This window comes from Mesorhizobium sp. CA12, from assembly GCF_020165255.1.
Classification (GTDB): domain Bacteria; phylum Pseudomonadota; class Alphaproteobacteria; order Rhizobiales; family Rhizobiaceae; genus Mesorhizobium.
Window position 1 is genome coordinate 1 of sequence record NZ_JAIUHT010000004.1, and the last position, 15,422, is coordinate 15,422.

The 15,422-nt window shown below is 63.8% G+C and carries 15 protein-coding genes and 1 pseudogene; 7 read left to right on the top strand and 9 right to left on the bottom strand.

What is annotated here, in order from left to right; translation table 11 throughout:
* The 3 genes and pseudogenes from LB520_RS08770 to LB520_RS08780 all read right to left on the bottom strand — a co-directional run.
* Nucleotides 1–2,066: pseudogene (locus LB520_RS08770) on the bottom strand (autotransporter outer membrane beta-barrel domain-containing protein); the annotation flags it as partial.
* Between the two features lie 224 nt (nucleotides 2,067–2,290).
* On the bottom strand, nucleotides 2,291–3,253 hold the full coding sequence (locus tag LB520_RS08775) for an AraC family transcriptional regulator (RefSeq protein WP_224637231.1): 963 nt from the start codon (nucleotides 3,251–3,253) through the stop codon (nucleotides 2,291–2,293).
* A 7-nt stretch (nucleotides 3,254–3,260) separates the two neighbouring features.
* The gene (locus LB520_RS08780; RefSeq protein WP_224548908.1) at nucleotides 3,261–3,578 is read right to left on the bottom strand and encodes a hypothetical protein; all 318 of its coding nucleotides are present in this window, start codon (nucleotides 3,576–3,578) and stop codon (nucleotides 3,261–3,263) included.
* Nucleotides 3,579–3,620: 42 nt separating this feature from the next.
* Here LB520_RS08780 and LB520_RS08785 point away from each other — a divergent pair, with 42 nt between their 5' ends.
* Entirely contained in the window at nucleotides 3,621–4,778 is a 1,158-nt protein-coding gene (locus LB520_RS08785; protein WP_224548910.1) for a helix-turn-helix transcriptional regulator, read from the top strand.
* A gap of 251 nt (nucleotides 4,779–5,029) precedes the next feature.
* Entirely contained in the window at nucleotides 5,030–5,716 is a 687-nt protein-coding gene (locus tag LB520_RS08790) for an outer membrane protein (protein ID WP_224548912.1), read from the top strand.
* A gap of 160 nt (nucleotides 5,717–5,876) precedes the next feature.
* Here LB520_RS08790 and LB520_RS08795 read toward each other — a convergent pair whose 3' ends face one another.
* Genes LB520_RS08795 through LB520_RS08805 form a run of 3 tightly spaced genes read right to left on the bottom strand, consistent with a single transcriptional unit; the run spans nucleotide 5,877 to nucleotide 9,597 of the window.
* Nucleotides 5,877–8,171: a xanthine dehydrogenase family protein molybdopterin-binding subunit gene (locus LB520_RS08795; RefSeq protein WP_224548914.1), complete on the bottom strand. Its 2,295-nt coding sequence runs from the start codon at nucleotides 8,169–8,171 to the stop codon at nucleotides 5,877–5,879.
* Nucleotides 8,168–9,151 carry an FAD binding domain-containing protein gene (locus tag LB520_RS08800; protein WP_224637232.1) on the bottom strand — a complete coding sequence of 328 codons (984 nt, stop codon included), beginning with the start codon at nucleotides 9,149–9,151 and terminating at the stop codon, nucleotides 8,168–8,170. The genes LB520_RS08795 and LB520_RS08800 overlap by 4 nt, the downstream gene beginning before the upstream one ends.
* Nucleotides 9,148–9,597: a (2Fe-2S)-binding protein gene (locus LB520_RS08805; RefSeq protein WP_318012086.1), complete on the bottom strand. Its 450-nt coding sequence runs from the start codon at nucleotides 9,595–9,597 to the stop codon at nucleotides 9,148–9,150. The genes LB520_RS08800 and LB520_RS08805 overlap by 4 nt, the downstream gene beginning before the upstream one ends.
* Before the next feature lie 430 nt (nucleotides 9,598–10,027).
* On the opposite strand from LB520_RS08805, the gene LB520_RS08810 reads away from it, so the two are divergent.
* The 3 genes from LB520_RS08810 (at nucleotide 10,028) to LB520_RS08820 (ending at nucleotide 12,101) form a co-directional block, all read left to right on the top strand.
* Complete coding sequence (locus LB520_RS08810) at nucleotides 10,028–10,624, top strand: TetR/AcrR family transcriptional regulator (RefSeq protein WP_140845469.1); 597 nt, start codon at nucleotides 10,028–10,030, stop codon at nucleotides 10,622–10,624.
* A 110-nt stretch (nucleotides 10,625–10,734) separates the two neighbouring features.
* Nucleotides 10,735–11,106: an endonuclease domain-containing protein gene (locus tag LB520_RS08815; protein ID WP_224637234.1), complete on the top strand. Its 372-nt coding sequence runs from the start codon at nucleotides 10,735–10,737 to the stop codon at nucleotides 11,104–11,106.
* A 164-nt stretch (nucleotides 11,107–11,270) separates the two neighbouring features.
* Entirely contained in the window at nucleotides 11,271–12,101 is an 831-nt protein-coding gene (locus tag LB520_RS08820; protein WP_224637235.1) for an aldo/keto reductase, read from the top strand.
* Nucleotides 12,102–12,151: 50 nt separating this feature from the next.
* Here LB520_RS08820 and LB520_RS08825 read toward each other — a convergent pair whose 3' ends face one another.
* The gene (locus LB520_RS08825; protein WP_095768322.1) at nucleotides 12,152–12,451 is read right to left on the bottom strand and encodes a hypothetical protein; all 300 of its coding nucleotides are present in this window, start codon (nucleotides 12,449–12,451) and stop codon (nucleotides 12,152–12,154) included.
* A 145-nt stretch (nucleotides 12,452–12,596) separates the two neighbouring features.
* On the opposite strand from LB520_RS08825, the gene LB520_RS08830 reads away from it, so the two are divergent.
* Both LB520_RS08830 and LB520_RS08835 read left to right on the top strand, forming a co-directional pair.
* Nucleotides 12,597–13,496, top strand: coding sequence for a VOC family protein (locus tag LB520_RS08830; RefSeq protein WP_224529514.1), 900 nt, complete (start codon nucleotides 12,597–12,599; stop codon nucleotides 13,494–13,496).
* 22 nt (nucleotides 13,497–13,518) lie between these two features.
* On the top strand, nucleotides 13,519–14,118 hold the full coding sequence (locus LB520_RS08835) for a sulfotransferase family protein (protein ID WP_224548923.1): 600 nt from the start codon (nucleotides 13,519–13,521) through the stop codon (nucleotides 14,116–14,118).
* Between the two features lie 94 nt (nucleotides 14,119–14,212).
* Here LB520_RS08835 and LB520_RS08840 read toward each other — a convergent pair whose 3' ends face one another.
* Both LB520_RS08840 and LB520_RS08845 read right to left on the bottom strand, forming a co-directional pair.
* The gene (locus LB520_RS08840; RefSeq protein WP_224548926.1) at nucleotides 14,213–14,995 is read right to left on the bottom strand and encodes a DUF2270 domain-containing protein; all 783 of its coding nucleotides are present in this window, start codon (nucleotides 14,993–14,995) and stop codon (nucleotides 14,213–14,215) included.
* Between the two features lie 103 nt (nucleotides 14,996–15,098).
* On the bottom strand, nucleotides 15,099–15,317 hold the full coding sequence (locus LB520_RS08845) for a hypothetical protein (RefSeq protein WP_224548928.1): 219 nt from the start codon (nucleotides 15,315–15,317) through the stop codon (nucleotides 15,099–15,101).
* Nucleotides 15,318–15,422 lie beyond the last annotated feature (105 nt).

The following is a 15,422-nucleotide window of genomic DNA, read 5'->3' on the forward strand; positions in this document are numbered from 1 at the left end:
GCCGTGCCAACGCCGTTGCCGAACGCCACAAAGCCACCGCCACTGCTTACCGCCCCGCCGTTCGAAATCGTTAGCGCTCCGGTGCCGGAGCCGCCGATTAAAAGCTCCAAGCCGGCGGTCCAGGTCGAGCCGGCGCCGCTTACCGTTACCGCGCCAGCAGAACCTAAGGAAAAGCCAATATAGCCTGAGTCGCCACTCACCCCACCGCCGTTCAAGACGTTCAGCGTGCCAGCGCCAGCAGACCCGACAGCGAGACTCAAGCTGTTTGTCCAGGTCGAGCCCGTGCCATCCACGGTCACCGCACCGATCGAGCCCGCTTGCGCGCCAATAGTTCCAGAGTCATTACTGACTGTGCCACCGTTCGAAATCGTCAGCGTGCCCGTGCCGAATTCGCCGACATCAAGGTCGCCGGTGTTGGTCCAGGTCGAGCCAGCGCCGTCGACCGTCGCCGTGCCAACGCCGTTGCCGAACGCCACAAAGCCACCGCCACTGCTTACCGCCCCGCCGTTCGAAATCGTTAGCGCACCGGTGCCGGAGCCGCCGACCAGAAGCTCCAAGCCGGCGGTCCAGGTCGAGCCCAGGCCGCTTACCGTCACAGCGCCAGCAGAACCTAAGGAAAAGCCAACATAGCCCGAGTCGCTAGTCACCCCAGCGCCGTTCGAGACATTCAGCGTGCCAGCGCCGGCATAGCCGACAGTGAGGCTCAAGTTGTTGGTCCAGGTCGAGCCGGCACCGTCGACGAACACCATGCCGGTCGAGCCGGCATTCGCGCCAATAACCCCAGAGCCGTTGCTGACGGCGCCGTGCGAGATCCCCAGCGTGCCCGTGCCCAAATCGCCGACGGTCAGCGATCCGCTGTTTGTCCAAGTAGAGCCCGCGTTGTCGACAAACACCATACCGGTCGAGCCTGCCTCCGCGCCAATAGTCCCAGAGACATTGTTGACCGTGCCGCCATGCGAGATCGCCAAGGTGCCTGTGCCTTGGTTGCCGACGAACAGGTCGAAATTGTTTGTCCAGCTCGAGCCTGAGCCATCGACGAACACCGTGCCGGTCGAGCCCGCCGAGTTGCCGACGTAGGCCGTGTCGTTGCTGACGGCGCCGCCTTGGCTGATCGCCAGGGCGCCTTTACCGAAATCGCCCACAATCAGCTTGGAGCTGTTTGTCCAGGTCGAACCGGCGCCATCGACCGTCGCCGTGCCGGTGGAGCCTTCATGCCAACCAATCGTACCGATCGCGGTGGTGGCTGAACCGGCGTTGGTGATTGTCAGATGGCCAATGCCGTTGTCGCCCACGGTCAGCGAGCCGCTGTTGGTCCAGGTGGAGCCGGCGCCGTCGATCGAGACCGTGCCGTTCGAAGCAATGCCCTTGCCGATGGACCCATCGGTGTCGCTGACCGTTCCGCCATTGGAAATGTTGAGCGTGCCGGTGCCGAAACGCGCAACCGCCAAGGTTGAGCTGTTGGTCCAGGTCGAACCCGCGCCGTCGACGGACAGGACCGCAACGGCGTCGTCGCTGTCGCCCAGGATGCCTCCCACATTGCTGATCAAGCCACCATTGAGAATGGAGACCGTCCCGGTGCCTTCGGCCCCGACATAGAAATCATCGGCATGCAGCCATGCCGATCCCGCGCCGTCCACCATGACCGTACCGGTAGAGCCTGCGAATCGGGCAACGGCCCCTTGTGAATCACTAAGAGTTCCGCCGTTGGTGATTGTCAGCAAACCGACGTCACCGGCATTCCTCCCCACGAAAACCACGAGCCCGTTGGCGCTAAGCCCGCTTATCACGGTGGGGTTCGGCGTGAGCGTGCCGAGCGTAACCCAAGTAGCTGCGTCGGGCAGCCCATTCGGAGTCCAGTTGCCGGGATCGGACCAATCGCTTGACGTTGCGCCGCTCCAGACCGCGTCCGCCGCCGCTGCCGGCAGCATCGCTCCCGCGGTGGCGATCATCAGCGCGAGCGAACTGACGCTGGCCATATGCTGAGGATTGCGTAAAGGATTGAGGTAACTCGTCAGCGCGGTCGAAGTTGGCGTGGCCTTGCGGCCGGCAAATGTATTCCGCAGCATTCAATCCCCTGAGATGACTGTTGTTTCGCCCTGAGGTCGATATGTCATTGGAGCCAGATACTGTCTTGGGCGGGACAGCACCGGAATTGGACTGGAGAGAAGTGCCATGGACTTTCTGCGCGTCGTGGTGGTTCTGCATCATCGATCGCGTTAGCGTCGCCCATTGCCTCGGCGCAGAGGGAACCTGAATCGCGTCGCCTGGCCATTGCCGGAGCCGTCCGCATCTATCTGGCGCTCGTCGGCGTGTAGCCGAAGCGACGGCGGAAGCAGCGATTGAAGTAGGACACGTCGCTGAAACCGCTCATCATCGCAATTTCGCTGACCCGCATACCGTCTTTGTGTCTTTGGGCGAGCATCTTATGTGCGCTTTGCAAGCGCAGCTCGAGCACACGCTCGGAGAAGCTGATACCCGTCTCCTGGAGGATGTCGTGGATATAGCGCGTCGACAGACGGAGTTCCTTTGCGACGCCCTGCGCGGAGATTTCTGGATCGGTGAAGCCGCTGCGAATTTTAGTCAGAATCGCTTGCGTCCGTACCGCACGTAGACCTCGCGCGTCCGCATTGTCGTCCGCCGTCACAGGTGCGGTAGGGGAAGCGGTGGCGGCGATCAGATCGGCAATATGATCGGCCACGAACTGCATGGTCAGTTGAGACTCGGCTTCTTTCTCATGGGCCAGAACGCCGACATAGGCACGAACAAGGGCGTTGATCATCATGGAGCTAGACACGGCCGTCATCAGGCGATCCTCAAACCCTGCACATCGCTGATGCACGCGTTCGCGATCGGTCTGCACGGCGATCAGGCCGCATTGTCCGTCGCTCACTCGGATGATTGACGGAGCGCTCTGCTCGACAAGAACGGACGCGCCTGGACTCAGATCGACGCTCCTTCCCGACTGGTCGACGCTGAGCGCGGAGTGTCCGGCATTGAGAAGCAACACGACATTGTTGGTACTCTGGGCCACAATGTCTTCAGTGGTTCTCGATATCGATTTGACAGTGCCGTGGATCGTGCCCACCGAAACGTCGCAAGTTCGAACAATCCTGAGTTCGCCTTCGAACGATCTGCCGACGGCCGGATCGGCACGCAGACGGGCGTAACCGGATGACAGCGTTGAGATCCACTGCTCTTTCTGGATTTGTTCGCCGCCGATCAGGTCGCTGGAATTGTAGATAATCCTGTGCAAGCATCCCTCATACTGCAAGCACGTTCCCCTGCCTGCATCGTAACAGCATCAAGACCTCAACCGGCGAGCCGATGAAAACACCGTCTTTCGTGACAAGGAAGCGCCCGCTAAAACCCGCAGTCTCAAAAAAATCGAACGCGACACTTTCCATTCCAGGAGTTACCAGCAACATTGAGCGGTCGGCGTTCAGCTGATTGAGCCCCTTAATCGAGCCCACCACGCTTGGCGTCACCCGAAAGTATGACGCCAGCAAAATCCTCCAGGCGGGATCGGTGTCCTTGCACCGGGCCGCTGTCAAAGTGCTGGTTTCATTTTTGCCCGCCATCCATCCTGTGAGGGGCGGGGCATGCCTGGATTAGGAGAAACGGTGGAAAGGCTTAGCAGCGAAGTCCTTTATTCGATTATCGGTGAAATTTATGATTGCGTTTTGAATCCGGAAGGCTGGACCGGAGTGATGACCCGGATCACCGAAGCTGTAGACGCTGCCTATACCACTGTCGCGCTGGCCAGCACTGCTGACAATCAGGGCCGTTTCGCGGCTCAATCAGCTTGGGATCCGGTGCAAATGCGCGCGCTCCAGGAGGATTATGACTTTGACGAAATTCCCGGATTGAAGGCCGCGGTCATTGGCGACATCGACACGCCTGTTGCGACGCTGTCGCATATGAGCGAGGCCGAGCTCCAGCAAACGCCGTTCTTCCAGAATTGGGCCGGACCGCAGGGATTGCGCGAGGCTTGCATCACCAAATTCGTTCACACGCCGGACCGGATTGGTCTCATGGGCTGCACCACGCGTGCCAACAGGGGTATCATAACCGTTGAAGAGCAGCGGTTCCTGGCATTGCTCTCGCCGCATCTGCGTCGCGCTTCCCTGATTGGAGATCTGCTCGATCAGACCCGCATTACCGCCAATTTCTATCGCGAAGCGCTCGACCATCTCGCCGTGCCTATCGTTTTTGCCGGCGCCGACGGAGCAATCCTCCATGCGAATGGGGCTGCCGACCGGATGTTTTCCGGGCAGGGTCCCATTCTTTCCAGGAAGGGCCTGCTCCAACCGCAGAATCCGGTGGTCGCCCGCGCTTTGGCGGAAGCATTAGCCAGCGCTGCCGGCGCAGATGCTTCGCTTGGCTCTCGCGGCATAGGGCTGCCCGTTTCAGCGCCGGGTCAACCGCCCGCCGTAGCCTATGTGTTGCCGCTGACCGAAGGAACTGCGCGCGCGGCTTTCCGGCCCGCCTGCGCTGCCGTCTTCGTATCGACCACGACGTCCTCTTCTCCGCTGCCGGAGGCCGTTCTCACGACGCTGTTCGATCTTACTCCCGCGGAGGCACGGGTCCTCCTGCGGATCGGCAGCGGATTGCCCGCGTCCAGGAGCGCCTCGTTGCTCGGCATCAGTGAAAACACGTTGAAGACCCATCTCAACCGGATATTCGCCAAGACCGGCACGAGGCGCCAAGCAGATCTCGTCAAACTGATTTCGGACATAGGCATGCCTTTCGTAACTGATCAGGCTGCCGCCCGCCGCTGAGCTGGCCGCGCCGAATTCCTCGTCGGCGCCGGGCGGTGCCAGGTAGAGTCTCACCCAACCGTTGCGTCCAGACCGGCAATCGACTGAGGCTGTATGGCCACACCGACCGGGAAAGCGTTGCGGCGCTCTCCAGGACAATTCAGGTGCGGTCCAGCCCAAGACGTCGCTGGCGAACAATGCAAAACCTCGACGACACCCGGATCGCCGCCGAGCATTTCGCGGCTGGGGAAGCAACATTGGGATAGCAAACAGTGAAAACGGTTCTTCTCGCCACGGCCTTCATTCTCGCGCCTGTCGGCATCGCGTCGGCGGCGGACATCAATGAAACCTTGCCCGTTGCCGCCGACTACGACTGGTCCGGCCTCTATGCTGGCGCTCACTTCGGTTACGTAGCGGCAAACTCCGATCTTACCGTCTTCAACTATGGCGGCGGGAGTGCCGATGTTGTCACCCCCATGGATTCGGACGGTTTTATTGGCGGCGTCCATATCGGCTTCAATCAGGAAATGGCAAACCGCTTCGTGCTCGGTGCCGAGGCTGACCTTGCGTACAGCAATGCAGAGGGACTGACGATGTTCGCCGGCGGCAGCACGTTGCTCAAGAGCGAACTCAAATGGTCGGGCTCGGCGCGGCTGCGGGCTGGCTATGCCTTCGATCGGACATTGCCTTACATCACTGGAGGCGTAGCAGCGGCAAAGTACGAAATCACCGGGACTACCGGCAGCGACAGCACGCTACTCCACGACGAAACCCATGTCGGCTGGACGGTTGGAGTTGGCATTGAGCACGCCTTCACCGAGAGGTGGATCGCTCGGGTCGAATATCGCTACTCCGACTTCGGCACTAAGGATCTCTCGGCATCGGATGGTATCAACACGGTGGCGGATGTCGATCTCCAGACGCACGATCTGCGGGTCGGCCTCAGCTACAAGTTCTGATCTGACAGACCGAACAAATCCCGGCCTCGCGCCGGGGTTTTGCTCGTGTCGTAAAGGCATTCACGCCGCCGACGCGGGCCGAGAAGATGATGCCGCGCGCTCGGCCCGTCGGCGCGACACCTGCCGCCGGCCAGGGCGGAGGCCGTCCCTGGCGTCGACCTCAGATCAGCTTCTCCAGCGTGATCGGCAGATCCCGCACCCTTTTCCCTGTCGCGTGGAACACTGCGTTGGCAATCGCCGGCGCGATGCCGACGATTGCCAGTTCGCCCACGCCCTTGCCCCCAAGGGCGGAGGAGTGCGGGTCGGGGATGCCGACCGAGATGGTCTGGATGTCTGGGATATCGGCATTGGTCGGCAGCATGTAGTCGGCGAAATTGCCGTTGACGATGCGGCCGTGGCGACGGTCGATGATGCCTTCCTCGAGCAGCGCCTGGCCGATGCCCATGATGATGCCCCCCTTCCACTGGCTTTCCGCCAGCTTCGGGTTGTAGAGCCGGCCTGAATCCAGCGCCGACACCACGCGCGACACGCGCACCGTGCCGAAATCCTCGTCGACGCGCACCTCGACGAAATGCGCGCACCAGGAATGGCGCGAATAGTCGCCCTCGGTGTGCGGGATCGACATGGCTATAGTGGTGTAGTTCTTGTAGCGCTCTTCCGGCGTCGTGCTGGCCGGCAGCGTGTCGCCCTTGGCTTCGATTTGGTCGCGGCCGATCGCCATCATGAAGTCAGCGATCGACAGGTCCGGCCCTTCGCCGCGCGGCGAGGCGATGCGGCCGTCCCTCACTTGCAGCGTGTTCGCCTGCAGCTGCTGGAACGGCGAGCGCGGGTCGGAAAGCGCCAGCCCGATCAGCTCGTCCAGCGCCTGGCCTGCCGCCTTGTGGACGGCGCCGGTCATGACGCCGGCAAGTCGCGAGCCGCCGGTGACGCCGGCGCGGGCGAAATGCGAGTCGCCGAGCTTCACCGACACCCGCTCCACCGGCACGCCAAGCGTCTCGGCGGCGGTCTGCGCCAGGATCGTGTAAGTGCCTTGGCCCATGTCGATAGACGAGCTTTCGACTTCGACCGAACCGTCGGAAAGCAGCTTCACCACCGCCTCGCCATGCGCGCGTCGCACCGGATAGGTGCCCGCCGCGACACCCCAGCCGATGAGCTGGCGGCCGTCGCGCATCGAGCGCGGCGCGTTGCTGCGCTTCGCCCAGCCGAACGCTTCCGCGCCGGCGGCAAAGGCCTCGCGCAACTGGCGTGTCGACCACGCCTTCTTCGCATGCGGGTCCTGCTCGGCATAATTGATCAGCCGCATCTCCAGCGGATCGATACCGAGCTCATAGGCAAGCTCGTCGATGGCGCTTTCGATACCGAAGGCGCTCGGGTTCTCGCCCGGCGCGCGTTTTGCGCCCGGCACCACCGTATTGACCCGCACCACATTCTGCTTCGAGGAGAAGTTGGGCGTGGCATACATGATCGAGGTGACCGACCCGAGCGGCTCAACCCACATGCCGTCGACCGCCGTCTCGTTGACGCCGCGATGCACGATCGATTGGATTTTGCCATCCCTGTCGGCGCCGATCGCAACGGTCTGACGCGTCGCCGCGCGACCGCCATAGGACGTAAAATTTTGCGGGCGGGTGAGCACCAGCTTCACCGGCCGGTCGAGCATCCTGGCGGCAGCCGCCGCCACCGCGCTGTGCGCCAGGGCCAGCGCCTTGGAGCCGAAACCGCCGCCGATATAGGGCGAGACCAGCCGCACATTCTCGAACGGCAGGCCGAACCACTCGGCATAGGTGCGCGCCATGCCATCGAGCCATTGGCTGGGCTCCCAGATGGTCAGCTCGTCGCCTTCCCAGCGCGCGATCAGCCCATGCGGCTCCATCGCGGCTTGGAATTCGCGCGGCGTGTTGTAGGCCGCGCAGATGCGCACAGGCGCTTCGGCGAAGGCGGCTTCAGCGTCGCCCCATTCCTTGGTCATGGCGTCGATCGGGATGCCGTCGCCCGCCTTGCCGTCGCTCAGGTCGACGATGGCCGGCGTCTCGTCATACCACACCTTGACCAGCGCCGCGGCGGCGACCGCCTGCTCGAATGTCTCGGCCACCACCGCCGCGACATGCTGGCCGGAAAAGGTGACCTCGCGCACGAGCGGCGCGTAGGTCGGCTGCGAGGGCGGGTTGCCGAGCCAGTCCGATGCGCCCCTCAATTCCATGATGGTGTCGGGCGTCAGCACGGCGAGCACACCGGGTGCGGTCTCGGCCGCGCGGGCGTCGATCGCCGTCACCTTGCCGGCGGCAATCGTTGCGCCGACCAGCACCGCATGCGTCAGCCCCTCGAGCTGCTGCTCGAAGGCATATTTCGCTGCGCCCGTGATCTTGGCCGGGCCGTCGACGCGCGACAGCCGCCCGCCGACCGCTTCGAGACGCGCGCTGTCGGACGCGGCGTGTTTCATGTCATGAACGGTCATGCCGTCTCTCCCAATTTGAGAATGGCGCGCGCGATCACGCGCGGCGCCAGCGCAATCTTGTAGTGGTTGGCGCCATGGTCGACGGCGCCGTCCATGGCGAGCTCGCTCGCCTTGCGGATCGTGGCTTCGTCGTGCGGCTTGCCTTTCAGCGCCTCTTCGACGGCGCGCGCCCGCCACGGTTTCGTCGCGACGCCGCCAAGCGCGACGCGGATGTCGCGGATGGTGCGGCCGTCGCCTTCAAGCTCCAGTCCGACCGCGGCGCTTGCCGCCGCGAACTCATAGGACTGGCGGTCGCGCACCTTGATGTAGGTCGAGCGTCTGGCCGCGGCCGAGCCTGGGATCTCTACTGCGGTGATCACTTCGCCGGGGCGGATGTCGTGCTCCTGCTCGGCGGTGGCGCCTGGCGCAAGGAAGAAATCCTCGACCTTGAGCTTGCGCCCGCCGAGATCGACCTCGGCGTCGAAGGCAACGAGTGCCACGGCGAGATCGCCCGGATACGTGGCGATGCAGGCCTCGCTCACGCCGAGCACCGCATGGCCGCGCGTCACGCCGCCGATCGCCGAGCAGCCGCTGCCGGGCGCGCGCTTGTTGCAGGCCGGGAAGTTTTGCGGATCGCGGAAATAGGGGCAGCGCGTGCGCTGCATCAGGTTGCCGCCGATGGTCGCCATATTGCGCAACTGCGCCGAGGCCGCCTGCCACAGGGCTTCCGATACGGCCGGGAAGCAGCTCTTCACGGAAGTATGGTCGGCGACATGGCTCATCCTGGCCAGCGCGCCGATCACGGCGCGGTCGGCGGTGACATCGATGGCGTTGAGCCCTTCGATGTGGCTGATGTCGATGACGGTCGAGGGTTCGGCGACGCCGCATTTGGCGAGGTCGATGAGCGTGGTGCCGCCTGCAAGCAGCATGGCGCCGGGAAGAGCGGCGGCATTGCGCGCGGCCTCGACGCTGTCGGCGCGTAGATAGGAAAAATCTCTCACGAGCGCAGCTCCTGTTCGGCTTGGCGAATGGCGGCGACGATGTGCGGATAGGCGCCGCAGCGACACAGGTTGCCGGCCATGTATTCGCGGATCTCCTCGTCGGAGCCGGCATGGCCCTCGCGGATGCAGGCCACCGCCGACATGATCTGTCCCGGCGTGCAATAGCCGCACTGGAAGGCGTCCTGCTCGAGGAACGCGGCCTGCACGGCATGCAGCGTGCCGTCCTCGCCGGCAAGGCCCTCGATGGTGGTGATCGAGCGCCCTTCGACTTGGGCCGCGAGCGTCAGGCAGGCCAGCACGCGCTCGCCGTCGACGTGCACGGTGCAGGCGCCGCACTGGCCCTGGTCGCAGCCTTTCTTGGTGCCGGTGAGGTGGAGCCGTTCGCGCAGCGCATCGAGCAGCGTCACGCGCGGTTCGATTTCCAGCGCGTGGGTCTGGCCATTGATGGTGAGGTGGAGTGAAAGCGTGGTGGGACTAAGGGTTGAACCGTTGGCGGCAAGACCGTTCCTGAAATGGCCGTCTTCGGGAGGATCGATGATGGTCTGGCTGGTCATGGGGCGTCGGGCTCCGATTGCTGGACGCTAGGGATGGAAATGGGACTTGGCAGGGGAGGGGCAAGGGCAACGTTTGAGGAAGGCGCCGTCGGCGGGGAGACTAATCTCCCCCGCAAGGAGGAGATCAGCAGCCTCATCGCCGCGCTCCACCGACCAGGGTGCGTTTCCCGTCCTTCTCTACGTGACATACCGCTTCCCCTGGTTATATGATAAAAGCACTCCACTAAAACGGAGGCGCCTCCGTTTATTTACGTGGGGTCTGGCCGGTCATGGTTCAACCCCCATATTGCGTTCGGTGGAGAAAAAAGTGCCTGACCAGGAAATGACCGCTGAAGCGAAGCGCGACGCGCATGCGCCAAAGCCGCTGCGCGCCGATGCGCAACGCAACCGCGACAGGCTGGTCCAGGTGGCGGCGCAGGCTTTCGCCACCGATGGCGTCGACGCCTCGCTGGAGGAGATCGCCAAGCGGGCAGGGGTCGGCATCGGCACGCTTTATCGCCATTTCCCAACCCGCGAGCATCTGGTCGAGGTCGTCTATCGCCGCGAGGTGGAAGGACTTTGCCACGCCGCCGAGGAACTCGCCCGGGAGCACACTGCCGATGTCGCACTGGAGCTCTGGATGCAGCGCTTCGTCGACTACATCGCCACCAAGCGCGGCCTCGCCACCAGCCTGCGCCTGTTGCTCACCACCAACTCGACGCTGTTCTCCGACACGTCCGGCCGCGTCTCGGGCGCCATGCGAAGCCTGATCGAGGCCGCCGCCGCCTCGGGAAAAATCCGCGCCGACGTCGACGCCTCCGATGTGATGCATGCGCTGGGCGGCATCTACTCGGCGCCGAACACGCCAGACTGGCGCGAGCGGTCGGGGCGGCTGGTGAAGCTCTTGATGGATGGGCTGCGGTTCGGGGCGAGGGGCTGAGGCGCGGGAACTGCTAATCTCCCCCCTCGTGGGGGAGATGTCCGGCAGGACAGAGGGGGGCGCCGTAGAGTAGAAACGTTGGTGACCCAACCCTTAGCTTGGTTGCGACCATGCCGCATACACCTCTTCCGCCCACACATCGCAACAACGCGAAATCTATGCGCAAGGTCATGACCGACGCAGAGTTGAAGCTTTGGAATGAGCTTCGTGCACATCGGCTGATGGGCCTGGGTTTCCGAAGGCAGTTCCCGATAGCTGGCTTTATTGTCGACTTCGCCTGTCCGGAGAAGAAGCTGGTCGTAGAAGTCGATGGCTCGCAGCATAGCGATGCAGACCGTGCGAATGCCGACGAGATCAGAACCAAGCGCTTGGAGCAGGATGGCTGGATCGTTCTACGCTTCTGGAATGACGACGTCACCCGAGATATCGACAATGTGTGCCAGCATATTGTTATAACGGCGGGACTGGCATCGGCGACCTGAGACGCTGGCGGGACAGCGCCCCCCTCTGTCCTGCCGGACATCTCCCCCACGAGGGGGGAGATCAGCAGCTTCGGCGCCGCGCCATCTTCCCTCTCCCTGACTGGCATTCCCCGACCCGTGGCCTACATAGTCGGCACCACCCTCCCTTCCAAAAGGAACCTCCCATGCCCGAACAGCTCAAATTGAACGACGGCGCCACCATCCCGCAGATCGGGCTGGGCGTCTGGCAGGTCGATCCGGAGATCACGGCCAAGGTTGTGCGCTGGGGCATCGAGGCCGGCTACCGGCTGATCGACACCGCCGAGGGTTATCGCAACGAGGAAGGCGTCGGCGAGGCGATCCGTGCTGCCGGCGTCCCGCGCGCCGAGCTGTTCATTACCTCCAAGCTGCGCAACGGCGCGCATCAGCGTGACGCGGCGCTGCGCGCCTTCGACGAGACGATGCAGAAGCTCGGCATTGACCAGATCGACCTGTTCCTCATCCACTGGCCGGTGCCCAGCCAGAACAAATATATCGAGGCCTGGAAGACGCTGATCGAGCTGCGGAAGGCCGGCCGTATCAAGTCTGTCGGCGTCTCGAACTTCAACCAGGACCATCTGGAGCGCATCATCGGCGAGACCGGCGTGACGCCGGTCGTCAACCAGATCGAATTGCATCCGCGCTTCCAGCAGCGTGACAAGCGCGATTTTCACGCCAGGCACAACATCCGTATCGAGAGCTGGAGCCCGCTGGGCAGCGGCCGGCTGCTGGCCGATCCGACGCTGGAGAAGATCGCGAAGAAGCACGGCAAGTCGGTGGCGCAGGTCATCATCCGCTGGCACCTGCAGGAGGGGCTGGTCGTCATTCCGAAGTCGATCCACCGGGAGCGCATCGCCGGCAATTTCGACGTCTTCGGCTTCGAGCTGGACGCGGACGATATGCAGACCGTTCACGGTCTGGATTCGGCCGACGGCCGGACGGGACCCGATCCGGCCACGGCGGCGTTCTTGTTCTGACGATTAGGCTCCACCTTCTCCCCTTGTGGAACCCCTGGGGAGAAGGGCGCTTAAATTCCCTCCCCGTCCACCAGCGGCACGTCATCTCCCTCCCACGGGCTGGGCATTGTCCCGCGTCCTGCGGTCGGCAGCGGCATCCAGCATCTGAGTTCCGGTTCTGCATATTCGACGATGCGGCCGGGCGAGGAGTCCGACGCCCGCCAGCCTTCCTCGCCGAACTGGTCGGCGCGCGACCAGTAGGCCATGTCGACCTCGGCCGGTCCCTGCTCGGAGGAACGCACCGTCACCAGGATGCGGCTGCCGTCCCGCGGCGCGCTCGCCATATTGCGCCACTGTTCGGTCTCGTCCATGCGATCTCCTCCTGCTGAACCAATTCCAGAAAACCGGCCGTCGCAATAGTCGCCGCCCGCCGGGAAGGGGTCAACCCGAACTTGGAGCGCGACAGGCAATTCATTCACAGCTAATATGTCATTGGCCGCAATCGGACAGACGACGATGGATGATGGATTGCTGTCTCCGGTGACCCGTCTCGGGCCGGTCCATCTCAAGGTGACCGACGTGCCGGCGGCCTTGAATGTTTGGCGCGACGCGCTTGGGTTGGCGCTGCTTGGCGAGGACGCCACCATGGCGAAGCTTGGCGCCGGCGGCCGGACGCTGATCGTGCTCCATGCCGGCGCGGAGGCACCGCTGCCGCAGAAGGCGCGCGATCTCTTCCACGTCGCCATCCATATCACCAGCCGCCGCGATCTCGCGCATACGGCCGCCCGCCTCAAGGCATCTGGCCTACGGTTCAGCGCCCAGGATCACCTGGTTTCGGAATCGCTTTATGTCTCCGACCCCTCCGGTAACGGCATCGAGATCTGCTTCGACACGCCGCAGCGCTTGCTGCGCCGCAACGTGTCGCCCAATGGCCGCGTGACTCTGATTGCCACCGACGGCAGCGGGCATTCGGGGCTCGAGCCGCTGGACGTATCGGGCTTGCTGCGCGACCTCGGCAATTCCGGCCATATCGAGCCGAAGATGGCGCAGGAAGCCTTTATCGGCCACATCCATTTGCGCGCCCGCGCGCCCGAGATGCTGATGAAATTCTATCTCGGGGTGCTCGGCTTCCGGCCGCATATCCAGTCCCGGACTTTCGGCATGTTCGACTGCGGCACGGCGCGCCGCGCCCATATGGTGGCCTTCAACATCTGGGCGCGCGACGAGCTGCGCGAGCCGCCGCCGGGTGCAGCCGGCCTCGACCATTTCACCATCGAGCTTGGCTCCGCGCAGGAGCTCGCCGCCGTGGAGCGCAGGCTCGAAGCGGCCGACATACCGGTGAAAAGGGACGGTCGCATTATCTCGACCGCCGATCCGGAAGGCAACCGCCTGCGGCTCGTGGTCCAGGGAGATTGATCGCAACGAAGGAGGAGGGGAAATGTCGCTCAAGGTGATTGGAACCGGCTTCGGCCGGACCGGGACGGATTCGATGCGCGAGGCGCTGACCATGCTGGGTTTCGGCCCTTGCCATCATATGTCGGAGGTGATGGCGCATGAGGAGCAGAAGCTGCTCTGGCGGGCGCTGGCCAAGGGCGCCGCGCCCGACTGGGACAAGCTCTTTGCTGGTTATAAATCCTGCGTCGACTGGCCCTCGGCGCATTACTGGCGCGAGCTGATCGAAATCTATCCGCAGGCGCGCGTCATCCTGACCTGGCGCTCGCCTGAAAGCTGGTGGGAGAGTTTCGAAAAAACCATCCTGCCGGCGATCGTCGGCAGCACGGACCAGGAGTCGCTCGGCATCTCGCTCATTTCGAAACAGGCTTTTGACGGCCGCCCGCAGGATCGCGCCCACGCGATCGCGATCTATCGGGACAATGTCGAGGCGGTGCTGAGTACCGTGCCGGCCGAACGTCTGCTGGTCCACAAGCTCGGCGACGGCTGGCCCCCGCTTTGCGCCCATCTAGGCGTTCCCGTGCCGGAAGAGCCTTATCCCGCCCGCAATTCGACCCAGGAGTTTCGGACGGCGCTGTCGCTGTAGGTGAGGGAGTAGGGGAGTAGGTCAAGAGTCTCAGGCCACGTAGACGCCGCGAACTCCCATCGCAAACTTACTCCCTACTCACTACTCCCCTCCCTCACACATGCACGTCGCCGAAGGACAGCTCGCCGTCATCGGCGCGGACCAGGAACGCCGCGGCGAGCAGCGCGAGGTAGCAGCCGGCCACGCCGCACACGACGACGACGCCGGGGATTGGGCCGAGCGTCGCCACCCGGAACGTGTCGACGAGCGAGGCGCCGAAGCCGAGGGGAGAGCCTTCGCGCGACAGGCTCGGCGTGGTGATCTTCAGGATCCAGGCAAGCAGCAGGATCGTGTACATGAAGATGTAGTTGCGGCGCAGCCGGCGGATCAGCGCCGCGCGCTGCGTGATCAGGAAACGCGGCGAGCGCAGGCCTTCGCCGAGGATCGCGAGCCAGTTGGAAGCATAGTCCGGCTGCGGCGAAAAGATCTGCGCGAAGTAGTAGCGCTCGAATTGCCGCACACGGGCGCGGTAGACGTCGAAGAAGCGGTAGCGCCTCGCCTCGATCCACAACAGCAGCGTGATCAGGAGCATGGCGAACAAAAGGACGCCATGATGCGCGCTGGGCGTCGACAGCGATACCGACAGCATCGCCGCCACCACCGTGATCGCCCAGTTGCTGGTGCGGTCGAGCCGGTCGCGCCAGCCCGCCATGCGCGCGATCTCGGCGCGATGGAAATGCGACAGCGTCGTGGTGAATTCAGGGGAGCTGAGCTTCAGCGCCAGCGTGTCGGAAGCGCGCGGCGGCGCGGCCTTCTCGGTGGATCTTGCCGGCGCAGCTGTCTCTGTCGGCCTTGCCACAGCTGCATCTGTGGATTTTGCGGCATTCGTCTGGGACATTCTGCCGGGCGCCTCCCACCGCCATGGCCGGTCCTCGCCTTGACATCGACCGGCCACACCCCTGTCGCTTCAACGTGCGGCCGGCCGGAATGTTCCCGCCTTTTCAGGCAGATAAGTCAGGTTGCAAGCGGGGGACACCACCATTCGCGCGCCGTGGAAAGGGCAGCACATCGGCCATCGGCCTGGCATGCTGGGCTGCCGCCACTGCCTCGATCACAAGGTCGAGCGCCGCAAGCGCCGCGCGGCTCGTTTCATCGTCGCCGCGCAGGTAGTGGCAGGCCCGGTCGAGGTGCAGGTGGGCGGCGGCAAAGTCGCTTTTCATTAGCTTCTCCTTATTGCCCGCCACGGCGCGAACATCGCCGAGTCGCTTTACCGGGAAGCAAAAATCCGCGGCGGCATTTGATTAGAATTGTAGGAAACGGCGCCC